Here is a 24,017-nt window from a genome sequence, read left to right as displayed (position 1 = left end):
CACAACGACACCCGAACAATACCCGACACCATACCGACCAAGACGACATCAACCCGCCAGGCTAACCGCCGGCGGGCTAAACCCGTTCCGAAAACACACACACGACCACGCCCAAGGCACCCGCCTAGCCCGCCGTGCCGGCGCAGAACAACTCCCCCTGCATACGACCGACGCCAGCGAGCCCGACCGCCCGAACCTCCGAAAGGGCAGGGCAGGGGGCTCGGCGACGAGCGAACCCGCATCGCGTCGGCGCCCGCAATCACCGACCGCCGCAGGAATACGGGCGGGACGGCGATCCCGCCGTCCCGCCCGCTCGTTCCATCCGCGTTCGACGCGGACCCCGGATCACCGGCGGCTGATCACCGGCGGACGCGCCACGGCGCCCGCCGTGGCTACCGGAGCGGCCGAACTGTTGCCCGCACTGACGACGAACACGAAGAAGTAACCGTTGCCATTCGGCTGCACCTCGACATTGCCGCTGCCGTCGAAGCTGAGTCCGAAGGCGGTCACCGCTCCGGCGGAGACGAACGGGAGCGGGTAGCCGTCGACGGAGCCGGCCGGGAACGTGACCCGGCACCGGCCACCGCCGATCGAGGCGACGGTCAAATTCGTCGCGGAGACGGTGGTGCAGCCGTCGGTGAAGAGGCCGGCGGAACTGCGCAGTCCCGGACCGCGCGGGCCTTGGGGGCCGGTCGCGCCCTGCGGTCCCACGGGCCCCTGAGCACCGGTCGCGCCCTGCGCGCCCGCAAGACCGGGGATGCCCTGCGGGCCGGTGTCGCCCTTCGCACCCTGCGGGCCCTGCGCGCCGGTGTCACCCTTCGCACCCTGGGCGCCCGTCTCGCCCTGAGGCCCTTGCGGACCGGTGGCGCCCTGCGGCCCCTGCGGGCCGGTGTCGCCCTTCGCGCCCTGCGGGCCCTGGGCGCCCGTCTCGCCCTGCGGGCCCTGGGCGCCGGTGTCACCCTTCTCACCCTGCAGGCCGGTGTCGCCCTTCGCGCCCTGCGGACCTTGCGCGCCGGTGTCACCCTTCGCTCCCTGCTGGCCGGTATCGCCCTTGGGACCCTGCGGACCCTGCGGGCCGCAGTTGGCGATCATGACGGTGACGGCGGACGCGCCGCTCTTGACCGTGAGCCGGCAATCGGGCGTGCGATAGTCGATGTCGAAGACGAAGACGGCGTTCAGGCCCGCCCGGACCTGGTAGGCGGTGCCCGCGATCGAGACTGTCGCGTTGCGCGTGGGCGCCACGCCGGCGACGATCAGGCGGCCGCGCGTGATCGACGCATAGGTGACGATCAGGCCGCTGTTGCCGGTGCGGGCGACGACGGTCGGCGCGCTCGCCGTTTCAGCGGACGCGACCGCTGTGGACGCAAGCAGCGTGGCTGTCGCGAGTGCTGCGGCAATGCGGTTGGGTCTCATGACGATCTACTCCCCCTCGCCGCCGGATCCATGTGTGGCGGCGGGCGGCATCGTGCAAATTGGTTACTCAAACGTCAACAAAAACGATACGCGATGGTAAAGGACCGGCGCGTCTTGGCGCTGCGCCACCGCCCGAACCGATCCGAAGCCGAGGCGCATTCGTTCGCTGCGCGTGCGAGGGGGCGTCGTACCGAGCCGGTGACGGGAGGTCGGCCGTCCCGTCCCCGTCGGCCGAGTTTCCGGTCCGAGGCGATACGGACGCGTTCGCCGGCGCCCCGCCGAAGCGTGGACGAAGCGGCGCGCATCCAGGTTCACGCGGCTTCGGGCGCGCCGGCAGGAGCGGGCGGGTGCGCTTCGGCGCGCAGCCGGTCGAGCATGCCGCGGGCGAGTTCGCGCTCGCCCATCACCACCGTGTCGGCGCCGAGGGCGGCGAGATGGTCGATCTCGGCATCCGAATGGGCGCGGCCGACGATCAGCAGTCCCGGGTTCAGGCGGCGCGCCTTCTCGACGATCTGCCCGGCCTCGAAGGCGTCGGGAATGGCGACGACGAGGTTGCGGGCGGCCGGCAGGTTGGCGAGGGCGAGGACGTCGTCGGCCGCCGCATTGCCGACGACCACCTCGAAACCGGCCGCCTGCAGCGCCTCCACGCGCTGGTCGGCATCCTCGATCACCAGCAGCGGCGCCGCGGTGCGGGCGAGTTCCGCGCCGACGAGGCGGCCGACCCGGCCGTAGCCGACCAGAACGGTGTGGCCGGTGAGATCGGTGGGGTTCGGCGTCTCGTCGTCGTCCGAAGCGGCGGGGCGGTGCACGGCGCCCGCCGATTCTGGGCCCTCGGGGCCGGGAGGCACGGCCACGGCCGAGTCGGAGCCCGGTTTCGGCGGTTCGGCCGCCGCAACGGCGGCCGCGGACGCGGGCGCGGTGGCCCGGATGACGCGGGCCTCGAGCGCCGGACGAATCCGGTCGGCGAGGAAGAACACCAGCGGGTTCAGGATGATCGACACGATCGCGCCGGCGAGGATCAGGTTGCGGCCCTCTTCCGGCAGGAGGTCGAGGCCTACGCCGAGTTCGGCGAGGATGAAGGAGAATTCGCCGATCTGGGCGAGGCTGGCGGAGATCGTCAGGGCCGTGCCGGCGGTGCGGCGGAAGGCGACCACGATCAGGAAGGCGGCGATCGACTTGCCGACGACGATGATCGCGACGGTGGCGATCAGCGGACCGGGGCTCTCGAGCAGGATGCCCGGATCGAACAGCATGCCGACCGAAACGAAGAACAGCACGGCGAAGGCGTCGCGCAGCGGCAGGCTCTCTTGGGCGGCGCGGTGGCTGAGTTCGCTCTCGGACAGGATCATGCCGGCGAAGAACGCACCGAGCGCCAGCGAAACGCCGAAGAGCTCCGCCGCCCCGAAAGCGACGCCGAGGGCGATCGCGAGCACGCCGAGGCGGAACAGCTCGCGGTTGCCGGAGTGTGCGATGTGGTGCAGCACCCAAGGGATCACCCGCCGGCCGACCACCAGCATCAGGCCGACGAAGGCCGCGACCTTGACCAGCGTGACCGCGACGATGCCGCCGAGCCCGAGATCGACGCCGGTGAGCCGGCCGATGGTGGCGGCGAGCGGGTCGCCGCCGCCGTGGCCGCCGCCGGTGGCGCTCGCCGCCGCGGGGATCAGCACCAGCGCAAGCACCATGGCGAGGTCCTCGACGATCAGCCAGCCGATCGCGATCCGACCGCGCTCGGTCTCCATCAAGCGGCGCTCCTGGAGCGCCTTGAGGAGAACCACGGTCGACGCGACCGAGAGGGCGAGGCCGAACACCAGGCTGCCACCGGTCGACCAGCCGAGCGTCCAACCGAGCGCCCAGCCGAGCAGCGTGGCGAAACCGATCTGCACGAGCGCGCCGGGCACCGCGACGAAGCGGACCGACATCAGGTCCTTCAGCGAGAAGTGCAGGCCGACGCCGAACATCAGCAGGATGACGCCGATCTCGGCGAGTTCCGGGGCGAGGCTCTGGTCGGCGACGAAGCCGGGCGTGTGCGGGCCCACCAGGACGCCGGCGACGAGATAACCGACCAGCGGCGGCAACCGGAAACGGTTGGCGACGGCCCCGAGCACGAAGGCGAGCACGAGACCCGCGACGATCGTGGAGATCAGGGGCGTCTCGTGCGGCATGGCGGTATCCTCGGGCTGGAAGTCGCGGCTGAAATCACCATATTGGGATGATACCGACCAATATGGGTGACGACTGCGATGGTTCAAGACCCGAAGGCGAGGATCCTGACGCCGGCGCTGTGCCGGGCGGCCAGGGGCCTGCTCGACTGGTCGCAGGCCGACCTCGCCGAGCACGCGGAGATCTCGCGCAGCACGATCAAGGACTTCGAGACGGGCGCCCACGATCTGCACCGGTCCACCGAGGCGCAGGTGCTGCGCGCGCTCGCGGCGGGCGGCGTGGTGCTGGCCGAGGTGGAGGGCCGGGGAACCGGTCTGTTCCTGGCGCCGGCAACCGCGGGCTCGGCGGACGGCTGACGGCAGGGGCGTCGTCGCAGGTGCGCGTCGAGGCGGGTGTCGTGCCGAGCCCGCAACGCTCCGACCCGTGGTCGGAGCGTTGCGGGCGAGAAGCGCCCGACCGGGCGCCGGCCGAAAGGCCGAAACCTCGTAAAGCCCCGACAAGTCGGGACTTTACGAGACGGGTATCAGGCGGGATCGCCGGCGGGCGACCGCCGGGCGAGCACCAGGGTCCGACCGGGCGCCTCGAGCAGATAGTCGACGTGCCCCCATCGGATCCGCCGCGACACAGCGCCGCCGACGATGCCGATCGCGTGGACGATGTCGACCAGCGGCGACAGCACGGCGCAGGCGAACTGGCCGATCCGGGCGCGCGTCGAGTCCGGGCTGCCGATGGCGAGGGCGATGCGGTCGCGGATCGCGGCCTTGACCAGCGAGGCGACCAGATCGGCGGCGAGCACGGCCGAGGCGAGGGTGTCCTCCGGCAGCTGGAGCACGACGGCGGACCAGAGCGCGAGGCGCAGGCCGATCCAGGCACCCGCGAGGGCGTGCAGTGCCGGCCGGTTGACGCGGACGATGCGGTATTGCCGGACGAGGAAATTGAGACGGATGCCGCGGATCTCGTCGCCCGGCGTCGGGACGAGCACGCTGCCGAGCTGCGCCACCCGGTGACCGGCGCGGTGCAGCGCCTCGCCGAGGCGGAGATCGTCGGAGACGGCGCCGGCGAGGGCGCGGGCGTAGTCGATCTGGTCGAGCACGTCGCGCCGGATCGCGGTCGATCCACCCCAAAGGATGCGCCCGCGCCGGCGGAACGGCACCATGGCGATCGAGCGGTCGATGGTGGCGATGACGGCGCCGAGGGCGGTGACCGGCGCGCTCTGCCAGCGATAACCGGTGGCGGCCGCGGCCCGGCCGCCGACGACGGGGCTCTGCAGGGTGGCCAGCCACCACGGCTGCGGGCGGATGTCGGCGTCGAGGAAGACGACGACGCGGTCCGCCGGTTCTAGCGCGCCGATGGCGGCGACGAGGTTGCAGACCTTCTGCGACGCGTTGGTCGACGGTCCCGCGATCACCACGTCGATCCGCAGCCGCGTCGTGGCGCGCCGCGCGGCGACCGCGGCGAAGGCCGGGTCATTGGTGCTCTCGACGGCGACGACGACGCGACGGATCGGGTCGGTCTGGTTCTCGAGGCAGGCGAAGAGATCGCCGAGACCGGGCACGCGCCCGGTCAGCGGCAGCACGAGCGTCGCGGCCGAGCGGGTCGGCAGACGCCGGATCCGGATCCGGCGCAGCGCCAACCATCCGGCCGCGATGGCGATCGCGTTGACGAGCGTGAGGAGAAGCCCTGCGAGGAACAGCATGCGGGCGGTATCCGAAACGAGAAATCGAAAAGGCAGGCACGACAATGACGTGCCGCGCGCGGACAACCCGGCGCGGATCACCGACGGACCTTACGGTCCGCCCGGACGAAGACTTCAATGGATCGATTGAACCAGCAATTCACCTGCCTTGTCGAGTCGAAAACGCCTCGACATGCAGGAGTAGCAATTAGGCATATGAATTGAGCAATACATGCGCAAAAGTGCGACTATTCCCGAGTCCCGTCGCGTCAGCGGGAGCGCAGGTGGCCCGGTCGGGTGGGGCGAGGGTCAGGCGTCGCCGGTACCGGCGTCGTCGCAGCCGGCGCGGCGGCGGTGTCGCAGTTCGATCAGGCCTAGAAGGGCGAGGGCGAACACCAGCGGGCCGAAGAAGTAGATCAGGCGGAACAGGATCAGCGCGGCGGCGACGTCGGGCCGGTCGGCGGCGATGTCGAGGCCGGCGACGATCGCCGCCTCGAAGACGCCGATGCCGCCGGGCGTCGAGGCGACGATGCCGGCGAGCAGGCCGACCGAGTAGGTGACGAGGTAGCGCGCGAGGTCGGGCACGACGTCGGCGGGCAGGAGCACGTAGAGCGTGCCGGCGGCGGCGACGAGGTCGACGGCGCCGGCGATCATCATCGCGGCCGCCGAACCGGCGTTCGGCATCCGAATCGACCAGCCGCCGAGCCGGATCGTGCGCCGGATCACGCCGGCCCAGGCGACGAAGCCGACCAACGCCAGCATCAACGCGACGCCGACGACGCGGTCGATCAGATGGTCGCCGAACACGGAGGCCTGACCGCCCGGCTCGAAGGTCAGCGTCAGGCCGACCACCAGCAGGATGCCGGACCACATCGTCAGCCAACTCATCACGGTCAGCCGGCCGACCACCGACAGGCCGGCGCCGACCATGGAGTAGATCCGCCAGCGCGCCGTGCCGCCGGACAGGAGCGGCAGACCGAGGGCGTTGGCGAAGACGTTGGCGACGAAACCGCCCGCGAGCGCGCGCCGTGTCGAGATCGGCAGCGCGTGCCGGATCACCGCGAGGGCGACGAGATCGTAGCTCGCCAGCGCCGCGAGGCCGACCAGCGTGCAGAGGATCGCGAGCACGATGCGCCAGACCGGCATGGCGTAGAGCGAGCCGGCGACCTCGTCGAGGGAGACGGAGGTGACCATCTCCCACAGCACGACGGCGGCGGCGGCGATCAGCGCCAGGGCGATCGCGGGGCCGACGTAGCGCAGCGTGCGCTGGATCGGGCTCGTCGCCACGTCCTCGGGGGGCTTCTCGTCCAACTGCTGCAACACGTTCGGCCGTTCCTCGCTCACCGAGACGAGTGATCCGTGTCCGTCTCTAGGCGATCGGCGCGGCGATGGCATGACAGGACGGCGAACTCTTCTGGCACCGGGCGCCGGATTTGTGTCAGGGCCCGCGGGGGCGGTCAAGGCCCGTGCCGATGCGGCGAAGGGCGGCGATCCGCGGATTTCCGGCGCCGCACCGACCAATGGCGGTCAGCGCTCCTCGCCGTCGTCGTCGTCGCCGTCGTCGTCGTGGCGCCCGTGTTCGCGGCGCCGGTTGGGGCTGTCGGGCACGTCGATGGTCTCGGCGGGCCGCCGGCGGCGGCGCGACGGCGGGGCGGCCGCCCCGGGCTCGTCGGCGGACGTCTCGGCCGGCGCTGCGCTGCGGGCCTCGGGTCGCCCCGAATGGGCGTCGAGCAGCACGGCCGTCCGTGCAAACGGCAGTTCGATGCCGTTCTCGTCGAAGACGTGCTTCAGGGCCTCGTTGTAGGCGCGCCCGACCGCCCATTGCTGGCCCGGCAGCGTCTTGATCCGGCCGCGGACCACCACCGCGTTCTCGATGAACTGGGTGATGCCGTTCATTTCGAGCGGCTCCAGGATCGCCGCACCGTTGGGCCCGGCCATCAGCCGCTCGAAGGCGACGTTCATCAGCCGCTTCACGGTGTCGATGTCCTCCCGGTAGCCGACGGTGACGTCGGCGACGTGGAAGGCGAAGCCGCGCATGGCGTTGGAGACGCTGTCGACCGAGGAGAACGGGATGACGTGGTAGACGCCGTCGACGTCACGGATGCCGACGGAGCGGATGGTCAGCCGGTCGACCACGCCCGAGATGCCGGCGACGGTGACGACGTCGCCCTCGTTCATCGCGTTCTCGAACTGGATGAAGGCGCCGGTGATGATGTCCTGCACCAGCTTCTGCGAACCGAAGCCGACGGCGAGACCGACGACACCGGCACCGGCGATCAGCGGGGCGATGTCGACGCCGAGCTGCGACAGCGCCAGCATCGCCGCGATCAGCACCAGGAAGATGGTGAAGGCGTTGCGGAACAGCGACAGCAGCGTCCGCGCCCGCGCCGTGGAGACGCGGCCCGAGGCCGGGCTGAGGCGGAACTCGATCCACGAGGTCGCGACGATCCAGGCCGCCATGGCGACGCCGATCACCACCAGCGCCGAGACGATGCGGCCGACCATGTCGGAGCCGCTCTCGCTCTCGATCCAGCCGAGGAGGTCGACGACGTCCCAGGCCTGCAGGACGCCGGCCACCAGCGCGGCGAGGACGACGAGGCGGATGGTGCGCAGGAAGGCGGGGACCAACAGGTTGAGCCGGTTCTCGAGTAGCGGCAGGGCCCGCTTCAGCTCGGACGGCAGGCGGACGCCGTCGTCGATGCCGCGGTTGAGCAGCGAGATCGCGAGGCCGCCGAGGCCGAGCACCACCAGCGACAGGATGGTCGAAACCGCCATGTAGCGGATCGCGTCGAACGGCCGCGTCACCCAGATCAGGAAGGCGACCACCACGTAGGCGCTGACCAGGAGGTGCCAGGTGTGGGCGAGCGTCGCCAGCACCAGCGCGGCGGCGCCGGAGCGCAGCCGGTGCGTCGCCTCGACCAGTTCGGTGCGCAACGGATCGCGGCGCACGTGCACCAGCACGACCGTGGTCGCCGCCGCCGCGATCACGATGGCGAGGCGCACGCCGAGGCCGACCGCGAAGCCGATCGAGGCGTTGACCAGCGGGAACACCAGCATAACGCCGTAGCCGAGGAAGCCGGTGAGCCGGGCGAGCGCGAAGCTCCAGAAGGCGGCGGTGGCGTCGGTCAGCGGCACGAGGCGAAGGCTCGGGCGGCGCGCCTGGAACAGCGCGCGCAGGCCGATCTTGACCGCCTCGATCAGCACGAAGGCGTTGAGGAACAGGCTCTCGACGACGTCGATGCGGTTCTGCGGCGAGACGATCAGCAGGAAGGAGAGGGCCGACAGCGACGACAAGACGAGGGCGAGGACGTCGAGCAGCGTCGCGAGCAGCACGAACAGCGCCCGCCGCCACGGCGGTGCCCCCTCGGCGGCGCGCTGCATCAGCCCGAGCGGCCAGCGCGCGACCCAGCGCCCGGCGTAGAACACGCCGAAGGCGACCAGCACCAATTGGCCGACCGAGATCAGTTGGTCGTGGAGGCGGACCCAGTCGACCTCGGCCGAACCGTCGAAGAGGTGGCCGAGGTTGGAGAGGCCGCGCCAGATCTTGAGCAGCACCGCGACGGCGTCGCGGCCGATCTCCTGGGTGTACTCGCCGAGTTCGCGGGCGAGCGAGGTGTCGGCCGGGGCGGTCTCGGTCGGGGCGGCGGCCGGCCGCTCGAGCCCGACCGTGCCGGCGGTGCCCGTCGGCGCGGCGGACGTGGCGGAGGGCGCCCCACCGCCGGCGGAGAGCCGCTGCAGGTCCTCGAGCAGGCGCTTGCGCGCGGTCTCGTCGGCGATCACCGTCGCGAGCGCGCGGGCGGCGTCCTCGGCGGAGAGCGCCGGGGCGGCGGGCGTCGACGGCGTCGCGGCCGTTTCGGCGGGCTTGGCCGGCGCGAGCGGCGAGGGCAGGGCGGTCTGGGCCGCGGCCCAGCCGACGAGCGCGAGGAGGAAGGCGAGGGCGATTGGGATCCTGGCGAGCGGCATCCGGTGTCCGATGGCGTTGTCCGGGCGGCGGGAGGACGGGCGTCCCTCGGAAGGGCGGCACGTCCGGTCCCGCATCCGCAGACCCGACAAGTGCGGCACCTTCATGGTCCCGACACGCGATTTGCGCAACGCCGAAGGCCGCGCCCGGGTTCGACGGGACGCGGCCTCGGAAAGGTTCGGGCCGGCCCGTGGCGGGCGGCGGCGGTGATCAGAGCGCGCCGAAGCCGAGGGCGCGGTTGAGTTCGGCGAGGCGGACCATCGCCTTTCCCGACGCCTCGTCCATCGCCATGTAGTGGCCGATCGCCTTGTCGATCGCACCCTTGCCGACCTCGGCGACCATCTGGGACGCCTCGCGGGCGAGCGTTTCGACCAGCGGGGCCAGCGCCTTGAAGGTGCCGTCGTTCTTGACGGCGGGATCGTCGATGCCCGCATAGCCGGGCCCGAAGGGCTGGTTCCGGCCCGCGAACTCGCGCTGGTCGGCCTTGGCGATGCCGACGAGGCATTCGGCGAGGTTGCGCTTCCATTCCATGTGGTCGGCGCGCATGCGCCGCACCGTCGACGACGGCACCACGGTGGCGGCGCTGTCGAGCAGCACGTGGATGGCGCCGTCGCCCTTGCGGATCAGGTCGGCGGCGGCGCGGGAGTCCTGCTCGTTCTGCGCGGCGAGGCGGGCGATCTCGGTCAGGCTCTTGGCGATCGACTCCGAGGCCTGCTGCTGGTCGCTGAGCATGAGGGCGATCGAGCCGATCGAGCCGTTGACGTCGTCGACCCGGTCACGGATGCCGCCCATGTCGCCCACGACGGCGGTGAACAGCGCCTGCCCGTCCTGCACCTTGCCGCCGCCGGAGCGCATCGCCTCGAGCATCGAGGCCATGACGTCGCCGAGCTGCGAGAGCTGGCCGCGGATCAGGTCGGTGGTGCGGGACGTCTCCTCCGACAGCGCCTTGACCTCGGCGGCGACGACCGCGAAGCCGCGTCCGGCTTCGCCGGCGCGGGCGGCCTCGATGGTGGCGTTGAGCGCGAGCAGCTTGGTCTGGCTGGAGATGCCCTCGATGCGCTTGGCGAAGCCGCCGATCTGGTCGATGGCGCCGCCGAGCAGCTTCATGCGATCGTCGAGGCCGGAGAAGGCGGCGGCGATCTCGGTCATCGCCCGGCCGGCCGCGCCGGCGCGGTCCGCGCCGGCGGCGACGATGCCCGCGGCCTCGGAGGAGCGCTGCTGGGCGCCGGAGGACAGTTCGGCGATGTTCTGGATCGTCCGTGCCATCTCCTCCACGGCGCCGGAGATCGAGACCGTCTCGCCGGAGAGCTTGCGGACGTTGCCGTTCGACCACGCCATCAGACAGAGCAGTTCGCTCATGTCGGTGGAGATGTCGACGATGCGGTCGAAGTCGGCCGAGCTACGGGTGCGCGCGTCGGAAATGTCCCGGGTGGCCCGATCGAGCGCTTCTTGCGATGCGGCAAGCAACTTCTGGACTTCCGCGATACCGCTCGAAGTAGAGTTGCGATCCTCCGTCGCGGCCTGGGGCCGTTTTGTCAGACCAAGCACGAGCGTTCCTCCCGACCAAGGCATTCTTGAACCACATATATGAAGTGCGGCTGTTAACGAAGAGTTGTCGGGAGGGGCGCCGGGGTGGCCTCGGAAATCCGCCCTTCAATCGAAGGGGTGGTGCCGGGAACTATTTCCTCGGCCCGGCGAGGTTGTAATCATGAGTGGGTGTCGCATTCGACCGGCGAATTCCTCGGCCGATCTTCAATCCGACAAATCCTCTCGCAGCATCTCGAGCCGGAGCCATTCATCTTCGGCATCCGACAGTTTCTTCTGCTTTTCTACCAATAGGTCTGCCGTCGCCGCGAAAGCCTGGGGATCGCGTGCGTAGAAACGTGTATCCGCCAGCCTCGTCTTGAGGTCGGCGATCTCCGCCTCGAGCGTGGAGATCACGGTCGGCAGCGTCTCGAGCGCGTGCTTGTCCTTGAAGGACAGTTTGGCCTTGGTCTTCGCGGGCGCCGGCGCTGCGGCCGCCGACGGGCGCGCGGCGTCCGGCCTCTCCTCGGCCCTCGTCCGCGCGGCGGCGCGGGCGGCGACGCCGGCGCCGCGCTGGGCCACCATGTCGGAATAGCCGCCGGCGTACTCCACCCAGCGGCCCTCGCCCTCCGACATCACCACCGAGGTGACGATGCGGTCGAGGAAGTCGCGGTCGTGGCTGACGACGACGACGGTGCCGGCGTAGTCGCCGAGCATGTCCTCGAGCAGGTCGAGGGTCTCGAGGTCGAGGTCGTTGGTCGGCTCGTCGAGCACGAGCAGGTTCGAGGGCTTGGCGAGGGCGCGCGCCAGCATGACGCGGCCGCGCTCGCCGCCGGACAGGGCCGACAGCGGCGTGCGCGCCTGCTCGGGCTGGAACAGGAAGTCCTTCATGTAGCCCATGACGTGCTTGCGTTCGCCGCCGATCGTCACCCAGTCGCCCTTGCCGTCGGTGAGGGCGTCGGCGAGCGTGGTCGAGCCGTCCAGACTGGCGCGGCGCTGGTCGAGCGTCTGCATGTCGAGGGTGATGCCGAGCTTGACCGTGCCCTCGTCGGGTTCGAGGTCGCCGGTCAGGAGGCGCAGCAGCGTGGTCTTGCCGGCGCCGTTCGGGCCGACGACGCCGAGGCGGTCGCCGCGGGCGATCCGGATCGAGAAGTCGGAGACGATCGGCCGGTCGCCGAAGCGCTTGCCGATCGCCTTCGCCTCGATCACCAGCTTGGACGAGGCGTCGGCCTCGGCGACCGTGATCTTGACCGCGCCCTGCGGCCCGCGGTGCTCGCGCTTCTGCTTGCGCATGTCGGCGAGCAGGTCGACGCGGCGGACGTTGCGCTTGCGCCTCGCGGTGACGCCGTAGCGCATCCAGTGCTCTTCGGCCTTGATCTTCTGGTCGAGCTTCTGGAGCTCCTTCTCCTCCTCCTCGAACACCTGGTCGCGCCAGGACTCGAAATGGGCGAAGCCGCGCTCCAGCGTCCGGGTCACGCCACGGTCGAGCCAGACCGTGGTGCGGGAGAGATTTTCCAGGAAGCGGCGGTCGTGCGAGATCAGCACCAGCGCCGAGCGCATCGCCTTCAACTCGCCCTCGAGCCATTCGATCGCGGGCAGGTCGAGGTGGTTGGTCGGCTCGTCGAGCAGCAGGATGTCGGGTTCCGGCGCGAGCACGCGGGCGAGCGCGGCGCGGCGGGCCTCGCCGCCGGAGAGCGCGGCGGGCTTCTCCTCGCCGGAGAGGCCGAGCTCGTTCAAAAGGTAGACCGCCCGGTAGGGATCGTCGCCCGGCCCGAGGCCCTCCTCGACATAGGCGAGGGTGGAGGCGTAGCCGGAGAGGTCGGGCTCCTGCGGCAGGTAGCGCACGGTCTTGCCCGGCTGGACGAAACGCTCGCCGTCGTCCGCTTCGACGAGGCCGGCGGCGATCTTCAGGAGCGTCGACTTGCCCGAGCCGTTGCGCCCGACCAGCGTGATGCGGTCGCCCTCCCCGACGACGAGGTCGGCGCCGGTGAGCAGCGGGGTCGCGCCGAAGGTGAGGCGGGTGGACTTCAGGAACAGGACGGGCGGGGAGGCCATGGGACTCGACGGGTTCGGCGGCTTCGAGGATGTCGACGGGGCGGGGGCGGTCAGCGCAGGTCGTGCGCTTCCTCGGCGAGGCGGAGCACCACCTCGCGGATCGCCCGGCGCGACGGCCCGGCGTTGCCGATCTGGCGCGATGCGGTCGGCATGGCGCGCCGCGCCGCGGTGCGGCCGAAACGGGCCTTGAGGTCGGCCATGGTGGCGCCCTGGGCGCCGATGCCGGGGGCGAGCACGATCGACGACTTAAGCCGCTCGAGCACGGCGTCGGCGTCGTCGAGGGTGGCGCCGACCACGGCGCCGACCGGGCCGAGGCCGTTCGCGTCGAGGCGGGGGGCGTTGAAGGCGGCGATGTCGTCGGCGAGCGCCTCGGCGACGGTGCGGTCGTCCTCGTGGCGGGCGTTCTGCAGGGCGATACCGTCGGGGTTGGACGAGCGCACCACCACGAACAGGCCGGCGCCGGCGGCGGCCGCACGCTCGACCACCGGCTTCAGCGAGCCGGCGCCCATGTAGGCGCCGAGCGTCATGGCGTCGGCACGGATGCCGGCGTCCTCGCCGAGCCAGGCCGCGGCGTAGGCCTCCAGCGTCGAGCCGATGTCCATGCGCTTGACGTCGGCGATCGCGAGCGCGTCGGCGGAGCGGGCGTGGCGCAGCACCTCGTCGACCGCCTTCAGGCCCTGCCAGCCGAAGCGCTCGAAATAGGCGACCTGCGGCTTGAACACCGCGGTGACGTCGCCGACCGCCTCGACCAACTCGAGGCCGAACACCCGCGCGCCCTCGGCCGAGAACGGCAGGTCCCAGCGCGCCAGCGTCTCCGCGGTCGGGTCGATGCCGACGCAGAGCGGCGAGCGCTTGCCGGCGAGGAGGTCGAAGCGGACGGAAAAGGGCTGGATGGACATGGCGCGGGCCTCCGGTCGTGTGGAGCGTTCAATAGACCGGTGCGCGCGGGGGGAAAAGCGAAATGGCCGGCGCGCGCCGTTTCGGCACGCGCCGGCTTTGCCGGTCAGCCGCGGCCCTCGGTCAGCACGCCGAGGGCGTTGCCGAGCAGGCGCGCGACGTCGTTGTCGAAGTCGTTCCAGGCGAGCGAGCCGGCGAGCGTCATCGAGCCGATCGAGAACACCGCGCCCTTACCGACCGTGAAATACACGATGTCGCTGCGCACGAGGTCGGGCAGGGCGTCGCCGCCCTGGTCGGGCAGGCCGACGTTCTGCTCCTCGACGACGTGGATGTACTCGCGCCCGACGCCGGTGGAACTGGCGAGGTGGACGGCGTGGGGCGGGCTGCCGAGCGCGACGTCGTAGCGGTCGATCTCGTCGCCGGCGGCGCCGCCGAGCACGTGGCCGTAGTCGCCGATCACCTCGGCGTCGATGCCGGCGAACAGCCGCGCGCCGATGCCCTCCAGGCTCTCCGGCCGGCGGCGATAGCCGCAGCCCTGCGACCAGCCTTCGGCGCAGAAGCCGATGCCGACGAAGCCGTGCGGCCCGAGCCCGCGGTTCTTCCAGATGCCGCCCTGTTCGGCGGAATAGACGTGTCCGCGCTCGCCGGCCGGGGCGTCCCAGCAGCGCGTGCCCGAGTTGTCGCGGCGCACCTCGATCAACCACGGCCGTTCCGGATCGCGCGAGGTGACCCAGTAGAAGCCGTTGCCGCCGACGTACATCAGGCCGCCGCCGTCGCGCAGGTAGCCGTCGAGGATGCCGCGGCCGTGGCGGGTCCAGTATTCGGGGTGCGAACCGGTGACGACCACCTCGTACCTGTCGAGCAGGGCCCGGCCCTCGCGCTCGAGGTCCTCGTCGGTGGCGACGTGGTAGGGCCGGCCGAGGCGCTCCAGCCACTCGACGAAGTAGAGATCGACCGGGAAATGGCGGTAGGAGCCGGTCAGCCAGCTCGGAAAGCCGGGCCGGACCTGGAGGATGGGCCGGCGACGCGAGGAATAGCGGCAGACGCTGCCGTCGGTGTGGGTGTCGTAGCAGGAGCGGCCGAGCGCGGGCTCGCCGGCGAGGTAGAGGTCGTCGGCGGTCGGCGTCTGCGCGTGCATCATCACCGTGGAGAAATCGAGCACGGCGAGCCGTTCGTTGGCATAGGCGAGGTAGGTGTTGGTCGGCAGCAGGAACAGCGTGTCGACGCGCTCGTCCACCGCGCCGCGGACGAACAGCGGCCAGCGCTCGACGGCGTCGCCCGCCTCGAGGCGGACGCAGTAGACCCCGCTCGGCAGGTCCGCCGGCAGGTCGAAGACGAGGTCGTAGTCCCAGCCGGACTCGACCATGTCGTCGGAATGGAACTGCAGCGCGCCGTATTGCGACGGCGTCTCCAGGTAGGAATCGCTGCGGCCGTCCCAGTCGTGGCCGGTGACGGCGCGCTCGACGCCGTTGAAGAGCGTGCCGTCGGGCGCGCCGGTCGCGGCCACCGTCCGGCTGGCGAAGTCGCGGTCGGTCGCCCAGGAGACGTCGGGGGCGGGGCCGGCCCCGGCGCGCAGCGCGGCTATCTCGCCCGCGGCGAGGGCGCGGCGGTGGAGCGTCGGCCGGTCGATCTTGCCGTCGTAGGGCGCGACCGGGGAGCCGACCGGGTCGATCGTCCGACCCGCGAGCAGCAGCCGTCCGGCCGAGAAGGGCGCGACCGCCGGGCCGGCGGTGACTGCCGAGGTGTCGTCGGTGTAGGCGCCGACCTCGGCGACGTCGAGCCGGGCGGCGTCGACGCCGAGCACCACGGCGACCGAATACCAGCGCCGCGCCACCACCCGCGCCGGGCTGGTCGCGACGACGGCGCCGGCGGCTTCGAGTGCGAGCGCGCCGCCCTCGAGCACGAGCGCGAGCGCCCCGTCGTCGAGCGACCAGACGGTCTGCCGCGCCGCGGCGGCCGGCACCGTCGGCCAGATCCAGGCGTGCAGCGTCAGGCCGCCGGGAGCCGGCGCGGCGGCGAGCGGCAGGGTGGCGTGGGAGCCGACCGCGGTCTCCTGCCAGCGGCCGGGAATGTCGACGTCGAGGACGTCCGGGCGGGGGATCGTGCCGACCTTGGATTCGCCGGGCGCACCCGGGCCGGTGACGATCCGCTCCAGCGTGGCGTGCAGGCGCTCCCTGCGGGTGCTCGTGGCCATGCGCACCCGCTCGCCCGGGCGCACGGACCACTCCTCGAAATAGGCGAGTATCTCGACCATCGACGTTCCTCCGGACCCCCACGACCGGGAGCCTAGGGGCCCGTCCGCGCCCTCGCCATCCACGGCGCGCCGCCCCGCACGAGCGGACACGAAACAGTGCGTCCCCGGAAAAACGGCTGCGGCGCCTCCCCGGGAGGAGGCGCCGCTGGTCGTCGTCGCGAAGGGGACGGAGGTCGTACCGAGCTCGCAACGCTTCGACCCGTGGTCGGAGCGTTGCGGGCGAGGAGCGCCCGACCGGGCACCGGCCGTATGGCCGAAGCCCCGTCAAGTCGCGACTTGACGGGACATATCTCAGCCCTTCAGGGCGGCCTCGTAGACGGCCTTGGCCCATTCCTTGGTGATCGGCACCGGGTTGCCGCCGGCGGTCGGGTCGACCACGGCCTTCTCGGCCATCTCGTCGAAGCGGCTCGAGTCGACGCCGAGGCCGGCGAGGGTGGCCGGGATCTCGAGCGCGGTGCGGAGATCGAGCACAAAGGTCTTGAACGCGTCGAAGCTGCGCTCGAGGCCGAGCCAGGCCGACAGGCGGGCGATGCGCTCCTCGATGGCGGCGCGGTTGGCGTCGAGCACGTAGGGCATGAACACGGCGTTGGTCAGGCCGTGGTGGGTGTCGTAGATCGCGCCGACCGGATGCGACAGCGCGTGGATGCCGCCGAGGCCCTTCTGGAACGCGGTCGCGCCCATCGAGGCGGCGGTCAGCATGGCGCCGCGAGCCTCGATGTCCGAACCCTTGGCATAGGCCGTCGGCAGGTATTCCTTGACGAGGCGGATGCCCTCGACGGCGATGCCCTCGGCCATCGGGTGGAAGCCGGGGGCGCAATAGGCCTCGAGGCAGTGCGCCAGGGCGTCGAAGCCGGTCCAGGCGGTGATCTTCGGCGGCAGGCCGACGGTCAGTTCCGGATCGAGGATCGTCACCTTCGGCATCATCAGCGGATGGAAGATGACCTTCTTGGTGTGGGTCGCCTCGTGGGTGATGACGCCGGCGCGACCGACCTCCGAGCCGGTGCCGGCGGTGGTGGAGACGCAGACGTTCGGCACGATGCCGGCCGGGTCCGCGCGGGTGTACCAGTCGCCGATGTCCTCGAAGTCCCACATCGGACGGGTCTGGCCGGCCATGAAGGCGATGACCTTGCCGACGTCGAGCGCCGAGCCGCCGCCGAAGCAGACGACGCCGTCGCACTTGTTGGCGCGCAGCACGTCGATGCCGGCGTAGACGTTGCTCTCGACCGGGTTGCCCTTGACGTCGGAGAACACCGCGGTGACGAGGTGGGCGTCGCGCAGCACCTGGATCGCCGCGTGGGTCATCGGCAGGTTGACGAGGCCCGGGTCGGTCACGAACAGCGGCCGCTTGATGCCGGCGACCTTGCAGGCCTCGGCGAGTTCCTTGATGCGGCCGGCGCCGAAGCGCACGGCGTTGGGGTAGTTCCAGTTGGCGCGGATGGTCATCGTCGTCGGTCCAGTTGGCGTTCGGTGTCTCTGGGTGCGGGAGGCGTCCGGCGTGCCGGTCTCCCGTCGGCGGCTCTGGCGGATCCCCCGTGAAGGGCGATCCACGGATCGGGGCGGCGCCGCGGCGGTGGCAGGATGCACCGGCCCGCCGGGGCGGCGGAATGCCCCACGATCCAGGATTTACGTGCCGGCATCGGGTCCGGCTGCCGGCGGGGAGCGGCGCGGCCGGCTCCCCTGGGGGAGAAGATATCGGGGAGCGGCCGCGCCGCTCCCCTCGGGCTCAGACCGGGGCCTTGCGGACGTACCAGCTCTTCGGCCGGGTCAGGCCGTGGAAGCCGAGCGGCGACAGCGAGGCGCCGCGGCCGGTGTCCTTGACGCCGGTCCAGGTCAGGGCGGGGTCGAGATAGTCGCAGCGGTTGACGTAGACCGTGCCGGTCTCGAGGCGGGCGCCGATCGCCTCGGCGGCGTCGAGGTCCTCGGTCCACAGCGAGCAGGTCAGGCCGTAGCGGCTGTCGTTCATCAGCTGCACCGCCTCCTCGTCGTCGCGCACCTTCATGATGCCGATGGCAGGGCCGAAGGTCTCCTCGGTCATGAACTCCATCTGGTGGTTCACGTCGGTGAGGATCTGCGGGGCAAGGTAGGGCGTGCCGGCCGCGTCGGCGGCGAAGGACTTCGGGTCGATGTGCGCCTTGGCGCCGGCGCGCACCGCGGCCTCCATCTGGCCGCGCACGAAGGCGGCCTGACGGGCACGGGCCAGCGGCCCGAGCGTCACGGACGGGTCGGTCGGGTTGCCGAGCACGTATTGCTTGGCGAAGGCGACGATGCCCTCGACGAACTCGTCGTAGACCTTCTCGTGGACGTAGACGCGCTCGATGCCGCAGCAGCACTGTCCCGAGTTGAAGAATGCGCCGTCGGCGACGTTCTCGATCGCGAACTGCATCTTGACGTCGGGCCGGACGTAGGCCGGGTCCTTGCCGCCGAGCTCGAGGTTGATCGGCAGGAACTTGCCGACCGCCGCGCGCTCCATCGCCTCGCCGCCGGCGACCGAGCCGGTGAAGGCGACCATGTCGACGAGGCGCGAGGCGATGATCCGTCCGGACTGGTCGTGGTTCAGCACGACGTTCTGGAAGACGCCCTTCGGCAGGCCGGCGGCGTCGAAGGCCCGCTGGAAGCGTTCGGCGACCAGCAGCGTCTGGTCGGAGTGCTTCAGCACCACCGTGTTGCCGGCCATCAGGGCGGGCATCACAGAGTTGACGGTGGTGAGATAGGGGTAGTTCCACGGCGCCAGCACGAACACCACGCCGAGCGGCTCGCGGGTGATCTTGCGATGGGCGCCGGAGGTGCCGTTCTCGAGGCCGGAATCGAGCGGGGCGAGGCTCTCGGCGGCGATCTTCGCCATGTGGCGGGTGCGCACCTCGACGCCGTTGAGCTCGTAGGGCGTGTAGCGGATCGGCCGGCCCATCTGCCAGGTCAGCTCCTCGGCGATCTCGGCGCGCATGGCGAGCATGGCGTCGAGGGCCTTCAGGCAGTAGGCGATGCGGGTGTCGAGCGGCAGCGCGGCCCAGGCCTTCTGGGCGTCGCGGGCCGCGGAGAACACCCGCGCGATCTCCGCCTCGGACGCGACGGGCCGCTCGGCGTAGAGCGAGCCGTCGACGGGGGAGATGAGCTTCATCGTTTCGGTCATGATGGTCTCGTCAGTCTCAACAGGCGATGGCGGCGACGTGCCCGGCCTCGGCATAGCCGAGGATCAGGCGGTCGCGCGTGAGGATGGTGAGGCGGGAGGTCCGCGCCGTCGCGACGACGATCCGGTCGAACGAATCGCGGGGCGGGGTTCCCGGCAGGTTCGATGAGGCGATCAGGATCTCCGGCGTCATGGCGTGTTCGGTCATGCCCGCGTCGTCGAGCAGCATCCGATAGGACGACAGTGCGTTACGGCGCATCGTGAGACGCCCCTTCGACAGCAGCATTCCGATCTCCCACGCCGTCACGGTCGACACGAAGGTCGCGAGACCCTGGTCGAACGCCGTGTCCAAGGCGGTGATGCTCGCCGGCGACAACGGTCCGTCCTCGAGGATCCAGATCGCCGCGCAGGTGTCGACGAGCAGAGGGTCAGGCACCGTATTTCTCGTCCATCCGCTCGTCCCAGTAGGAGTCCTCGAACAAGGGGCGGGTCAGGTCGTAACCCGGCTCCACCGTGATGAAGCCCTTGAGGAGACCGAAGGCCGGATGCCGCCGGCGGCGGCGCCCGAACTCGTCGTAGCGCGGCGCCTCGCTCGCCGGCTCCAGCCGGTCGTCGTCGAGACGGGTGGTGCGCTGGAGCACCACCCGGCCGTCGACGGGATCGACCTCGGCGGCCACGAAGCCCGCGCCTTCCATGTCGTCGAGCACGGCGACCGCGTCGGCCTGCGGGTTCTTCCAGCCCTCGCCGGTCCGCAGCGATGGCGGCAGGGCCTCCCCGAGGAGCACTTCGACCTGCCGGAACGACAGGGCGAACCGGTCGTGTTCCGCGGCCTCGAGGAACTCTTTCAGGGTGGAGCGTCCCATCTGCGCCTCCGACGACGGCCTTCGCGTCCGTTCGACCAAGGATATGCGCCGTTCCGCGGCGCCCCTCAATACCGCTCGAAGCCGCGCTTCAGCTCCCAGTCGGTGATGCGGCGGTCGTATTCGAACTGCTCCCACTCGGCGGTGTGGACGTAGTGCTCGATCACGTCGTCGCCGAAGGCCTTGCGCAGCATTTCCGAGCCCTTCAGCGTCTCGATCGCCTCGCGCAGCGTCTTCGGGATCTCGCGGATGCCGGCGCCGTGGTAGGCGTCGCCGGTGAAGGCAGGCTCGAGCTCGTAGCCGCCCTCGATGCCGGCGAGGCCGGCCGCCATCATCGCCGCGTAGGCGAGATGCGGGTTGATGTCGGCGCCGCCGATGCGGCACTCGGCGCGGATCGCCTTGGTCTCCTCGCCGACGAGGCGGAAGCCGGCGGTGCGGTTGTCGTGGCTCCAGATCGCCTTGGTGGGCGCGAAGGTGCCGACCTGGAAACGCTTGTAGCTGTTGATGTAGGGCGCCAGGAACCAGGTGATCTCGCGGGCGTGGACGAGGAGGCCGGCGAGATACTGCCGCATCAGCGCGGACATGCCGAACTCGGCGGCCTTGTCGAGGAACAGCGGCGCGCCGTCCTTGGACCAGATCGACTGGTGGACGTGGCAGGACGAGCCGGCGAGGTCGTAGGCGTACTTGGACATGAAGGTGACGGCCTTGCCCTGCAGGTGGGCCATCTCCTTGATGCCGGTCTTCATGATGGCGTGCTCGTCGGCCATCGTGAGGGCGTCGGCGTAGCGGACGTTGATCTCCTCCTGCCCCGGACCCCATTCGCCCTTGGAATTCTCGACGCGGATGCCGGCGGCGGAGAGCTTGTTGCGGATCTCCCGCATGAACGGCTCCTCCATCGTGGTCGGCAGGATGCCGTAGTCCTCGATGTAGGAGGTGAAGGTCTTGAGCTGCTTCCAGTTCTTCTCGCCGGCCGAGGCGTAGGTCTCGTCGAACAGGTAGAACTCGAGCTCGGAGGCCATGTAGGCCTTCCAACCCTTGGCGTCGAGGCGAGCGATCTGCTTCTTCAGGAGCGCGCGCGGCGAGTGCGGCAGGTCGTGGTGGTGATGGTCCTGGACGTCGCAGATCACCAGCGCGGTGCCGGGCAGCCAGGGCGTGCGGCGCAGGGTGGCGAGGTCGGGCTTCAGCACGAAGTCGCCGTAGCCCTTCGACCAGCTCGCCGCCTTGTAGCCGGGCACCGGCTCCATGTCGATGTCGACGGTCAGCAGGTAGTTGCAGGCGTGGGTCTCGTCGTGGGCGTCGAGGAAGTGGGCGGCGTGGAACCGCTTGCCCATCAGGCGGCCCTGCATGTCGATGAAGACCACGTTGACGGTGTCGATCGCGCCTGCGGCGACCTCCTGCTTCAGTTCGTCGATCGTCAGGTTGCCGGGCATGTTCGACCTCGTTCCCCTTTGGAATTCGTCTTCTCGTTGACGGTCTCCGCCGTCGTGCGGGCGGGGAGGGCGCGCGGGGAACACCCGCCGCGCGACCTCCGGTTTCGGTTCGGGCGCGTCAGATTTCGCCGACGGCCTTTTCGGCGGCCGCGATCTCGGCCTGACGCTTCTTGATGACGTCGCCGATCGGCGGGCCCTGGAAGCGGCGGTTCTCGAAGGCGAACCAGACGACGGCGGTGATCACCAGGAAGCCGACGGTGATCCACAGCGCCCAGTCGTTCGGCGGCTGCACGCCGATCAGGAAGATCACCACCATCGCGACCAGCGCCAGGACGGAAATCAGCTTGAACGTGCCGACGCCGAGGTTCCACGGCCCCATCTTCGGCCACTTGGCGGTTCCCGCCGTGACGATGCCGAGGCCGATCGGCACGGCGAAGGACAGGAACAGGAAGATGACGGTGCAGCTGACCACGATGGAATAGGCCGAAGCGCCGGCGATCGTGATCTCGGAGGTGAACCAGACGAACAGCACCGACAGGATCGCGCCGGTCCAGATCGCGGTCACCGGGGTGCGGTGCTTCGGGCTGACCGTCGACAGGGCCTTCGACGCCGGCAGGCCGCCGTCGCGGGCGAAGGCGAAGATCATGCGCGACACCGAGGTCACCGTCGCCAGACCGCAAAGGAACTGCGAGACGAAGATGGCGAGATAGAGCACCTGCTTCAGGGTCGGGTTGACCTGCGCGTCCATCGCCCAGAAGAAGACGTTCCAGCCCTGCGCGGCGGCCTGATCCATGTCGGGGATCATGAGCACGAAACCGCACAGCATGACGTAGCCGAACAGGGACGCCCACAGCACCGACGACACCATGCCGCGCGGCACCGAAGTGGCGGCCTTCATGGTCTCCTCGGAGGTGTGTGCCGAGGCGTCGTAGCCGGTGATGGTGTAGATCGGCAGCAGCAGGCCGAGCAGGAACACCCAGCTGTCGGACACCTGCGGCCAGACGCCGGCACCGGCGTCGCCAGAGTAGTTCTTGAAGGTGAACAACCGCGCGAAGTCGTAGGACGGCGCCGACGCGAGGCAGACCACGGCCAGCACGATCGCGGTGACGAAGATCAGGTAGCCCGAGAAGTCCGTGAGCTTGGCGGTGAGGGCGATGCCGAAGTGGTTGATCAGGGCCTGCAGACCGGTGATCAGCGCGAGGAAGATCACCCGGTTGACCAGGGTGTCCTCCATGCCGAGGGCGCCGCCGAAGGCGCCGAAGAAGAAGTAGTAGGTGCCGACGTTGATGGCACCGAGCACGGTGACGAGGCCGAGCAGGTTCAGCCACGCGGCGAGCCAGCCGGTGAAGCGGTTGCCGAGGATCGAGCCCCAGTGATAGAGGCCGCCGGCCGTCGGATAGGCCGACGAGATCTGGGCGAGCGCGAGGGCGAACAGGCCGGAGATGGCGCAGCCGAGCGGCCAGCCGATGCCGATCCCGATGCCGCCGGCACCCGACGTCGCCTGCGCCAGCGAGTTGATGCCGCCGGACAGGATGCAGATGATCGAGAAGGAGATCGCGAAATTCGAGAACTGGCTCATCCGCCGCTCGAGTTCCTGCGCGTATCCCATCGAGTGAAGGTGGTGTACGTCCGCCTTCTTGTCGTGATCCGTGTAGTCGTCTTTAGCGCCAGCCATGTCGTCGAGCCCCTCTGAACGAGTACGACCGCGGATGCCGCGGCCCGTGTTCTCTGCCGGCCGGTCGCCCGGCCGCCCCTGATCCACGAAAGGTCCTCACCCGTGCGCCCGCCGTGGCGGACGCCGGGCGTCAGGCGGTGCCCATGGTTCGGGCTATCGCGCCGGACAGTCGCTGCGCCCAGGCGAGCCGGGCGCCCTCGGTCCGCAACTCGTCATTGCGGATCTCGATCATCACGTTCATCAGCCCCCGCGACACCGCGTGCCGGTCGAGCGTCCAGTAGACCTCGTCGGACGGGCTGTAGGGCTGGTTGGCCTCGATCACGAGGCCGGCCTCCTTGCGCAGTTCGTCGACGACCCCGCGGCCGAGCCGCTCGTCGCGATCGAACAGGATGCCGGCGTGCAAGGCGCGCGCCACGCCCTTGTAGACGGGCGTGAAGGTGTGCACCGCGACCACCGCGAGGCGGTGACCGTGGACCGCCGCGCTGGCCTCGACGAAGGCCTCGAGCGCGGCGTGGTAGGGCCGGTAGACCTCGGCGAGACGGCGCTCGCGGTCGGCGTCGGAGAGGTTCGCGTTGCCCGGGATCGCCGTCGTCTCGCTCACCGCCGGGATCAGCGTCGACGAGCCGGTCGGGCGGTTGAGGTCGAGCACGAGGCGCGACACCGTGGCGGCGAACAGGGGCGCGTCGAGGATCCGCGCCATGGCGCGCGCCACCGGCAGCGCACCGGGATCCCAGGCGATGTGGGCCTCGCGCTCGGCCGGGCCGAGGCCGAGGTCGCCCCAGGGCGGCGGGATGTGGTTCGAGGCGTGGTCGACCACGATCACGACCGGCGCACGGCCGGTCTCGTTCTCGACCGCGAACGGTTGACAAGTTGGCTCGGACACGACGTTCCCTGACGATGCGGGATGCCCTCGGCGGCGGGGCCGTGGCAATCTCTCGGTCGCGACGGCCGGTAGCCGCCCTCCTTTTGTAACATGGTGGTCAGGT

17 protein-coding genes are annotated in these 24,017 nt (G+C 70.6%); 1 reads left to right on the top strand and 16 read right to left on the bottom strand.

Annotation, left to right across the window (positions count from 1 at the left end; all coding sequences use genetic code 11):
- Positions 1-345: 345 nt before the first annotated feature.
- Entirely contained in the window at positions 346-1,413 is a 1,068-nt protein-coding gene (locus EDD54_RS17730; protein WP_126538690.1) for a collagen-like domain-containing protein, read from the bottom strand.
- 311 nt (positions 1,414-1,724) lie between these two features.
- Positions 1,725-3,578 (bottom strand): cation:proton antiporter domain-containing protein, encoded by a 1,854-nt coding sequence (locus tag EDD54_RS17725; protein WP_126538688.1) that lies wholly within the window; start codon positions 3,576-3,578, stop codon positions 1,725-1,727.
- A 78-nt stretch (positions 3,579-3,656) separates the two neighbouring features.
- Between EDD54_RS17725 and EDD54_RS17720 the strand changes: the two genes are divergently transcribed.
- Complete coding sequence (locus tag EDD54_RS17720) at positions 3,657-3,932, top strand: helix-turn-helix transcriptional regulator (protein ID WP_126538686.1); 276 nt, start codon at positions 3,657-3,659, stop codon at positions 3,930-3,932.
- A 167-nt stretch (positions 3,933-4,099) separates the two neighbouring features.
- Here EDD54_RS17720 and EDD54_RS17715 read toward each other — a convergent pair whose 3' ends face one another.
- From EDD54_RS17715 to EDD54_RS17650, 14 genes are all read right to left on the bottom strand, one after another.
- Entirely contained in the window at positions 4,100-5,272 is a 1,173-nt protein-coding gene (locus EDD54_RS17715) for a glycosyltransferase (RefSeq protein WP_126538684.1), read from the bottom strand.
- 288 nt (positions 5,273-5,560) lie between these two features.
- A complete protein-coding gene (locus tag EDD54_RS17710; RefSeq protein ID WP_133674031.1) occupies positions 5,561-6,595 on the bottom strand; it encodes a putative bifunctional lysylphosphatidylglycerol flippase/synthetase in 1,035 nt (344 codons plus the stop codon).
- 183 nt (positions 6,596-6,778) lie between these two features.
- On the bottom strand, positions 6,779-9,214 hold the full coding sequence (locus EDD54_RS17705) for a mechanosensitive ion channel domain-containing protein (protein ID WP_126538680.1): 2,436 nt from the start codon (positions 9,212-9,214) through the stop codon (positions 6,779-6,781).
- 208 nt (positions 9,215-9,422) lie between these two features.
- Positions 9,423-10,679, bottom strand: a complete 1,257-nt coding sequence (locus tag EDD54_RS17700; protein ID WP_165645079.1) for a methyl-accepting chemotaxis protein — start codon at positions 10,677-10,679, stop codon at positions 9,423-9,425.
- A 285-nt stretch (positions 10,680-10,964) separates the two neighbouring features.
- Entirely contained in the window at positions 10,965-12,791 is a 1,827-nt protein-coding gene (locus tag EDD54_RS17695; RefSeq protein ID WP_126538676.1) for an ABC-F family ATP-binding cassette domain-containing protein, read from the bottom strand.
- A gap of 50 nt (positions 12,792-12,841) precedes the next feature.
- Complete coding sequence (gene pyrF, locus EDD54_RS17690) at positions 12,842-13,690, bottom strand: orotidine-5'-phosphate decarboxylase (RefSeq protein WP_126538674.1); 849 nt, start codon at positions 13,688-13,690, stop codon at positions 12,842-12,844.
- 104 nt (positions 13,691-13,794) lie between these two features.
- Complete coding sequence (locus tag EDD54_RS17685) at positions 13,795-15,942, bottom strand: N,N-dimethylformamidase beta subunit family domain-containing protein (protein WP_126538672.1); 2,148 nt, start codon at positions 15,940-15,942, stop codon at positions 13,795-13,797.
- Positions 15,943-16,233: 291 nt separating this feature from the next.
- On the bottom strand, positions 16,234-17,385 hold the full coding sequence (locus EDD54_RS17680) for an iron-containing alcohol dehydrogenase (protein ID WP_126538670.1): 1,152 nt from the start codon (positions 17,383-17,385) through the stop codon (positions 16,234-16,236).
- Between the two features lie 280 nt (positions 17,386-17,665).
- Positions 17,666-19,069 (bottom strand): aldehyde dehydrogenase family protein, encoded by a 1,404-nt coding sequence (locus EDD54_RS17675; RefSeq protein ID WP_126538668.1) that lies wholly within the window; start codon positions 19,067-19,069, stop codon positions 17,666-17,668.
- Between the two features lie 16 nt (positions 19,070-19,085).
- Positions 19,086-19,502 carry a type II toxin-antitoxin system VapC family toxin gene (locus EDD54_RS17670; protein WP_126538666.1) on the bottom strand — a complete coding sequence of 139 codons (417 nt, stop codon included), beginning with the start codon at positions 19,500-19,502 and terminating at the stop codon, positions 19,086-19,088.
- Positions 19,495-19,929, bottom strand: a complete 435-nt coding sequence (locus tag EDD54_RS17665) for a hypothetical protein (protein ID WP_126538664.1) — start codon at positions 19,927-19,929, stop codon at positions 19,495-19,497. Before EDD54_RS17665 ends, EDD54_RS17670 begins: the two co-directional genes overlap by 8 nt.
- 65 nt (positions 19,930-19,994) lie before the next feature.
- A complete protein-coding gene (locus EDD54_RS17660) occupies positions 19,995-21,356 on the bottom strand; it encodes a glutamine synthetase family protein (protein WP_126538662.1) in 1,362 nt (453 codons plus the stop codon).
- A 118-nt stretch (positions 21,357-21,474) separates the two neighbouring features.
- Positions 21,475-23,031, bottom strand: coding sequence for an amino acid permease (locus tag EDD54_RS17655; protein WP_126538660.1), 1,557 nt, complete (start codon positions 23,029-23,031; stop codon positions 21,475-21,477).
- Between the two features lie 130 nt (positions 23,032-23,161).
- Positions 23,162-23,914, bottom strand: a complete 753-nt coding sequence (locus EDD54_RS17650; protein ID WP_126538658.1) for an N-formylglutamate amidohydrolase — start codon at positions 23,912-23,914, stop codon at positions 23,162-23,164.
- Between the last annotated feature and the right edge of the window lie 103 nt (positions 23,915-24,017).

The sequence above is a fragment of the Oharaeibacter diazotrophicus genome (assembly GCF_004362745.1).
GTDB lineage: Bacteria > Pseudomonadota > Alphaproteobacteria > Rhizobiales > Pleomorphomonadaceae > Oharaeibacter > Oharaeibacter diazotrophicus.
The sequence above is the reverse complement of the archived record's forward strand: the minus strand, read 5'-3'. Positions and strand labels throughout refer to the sequence as shown.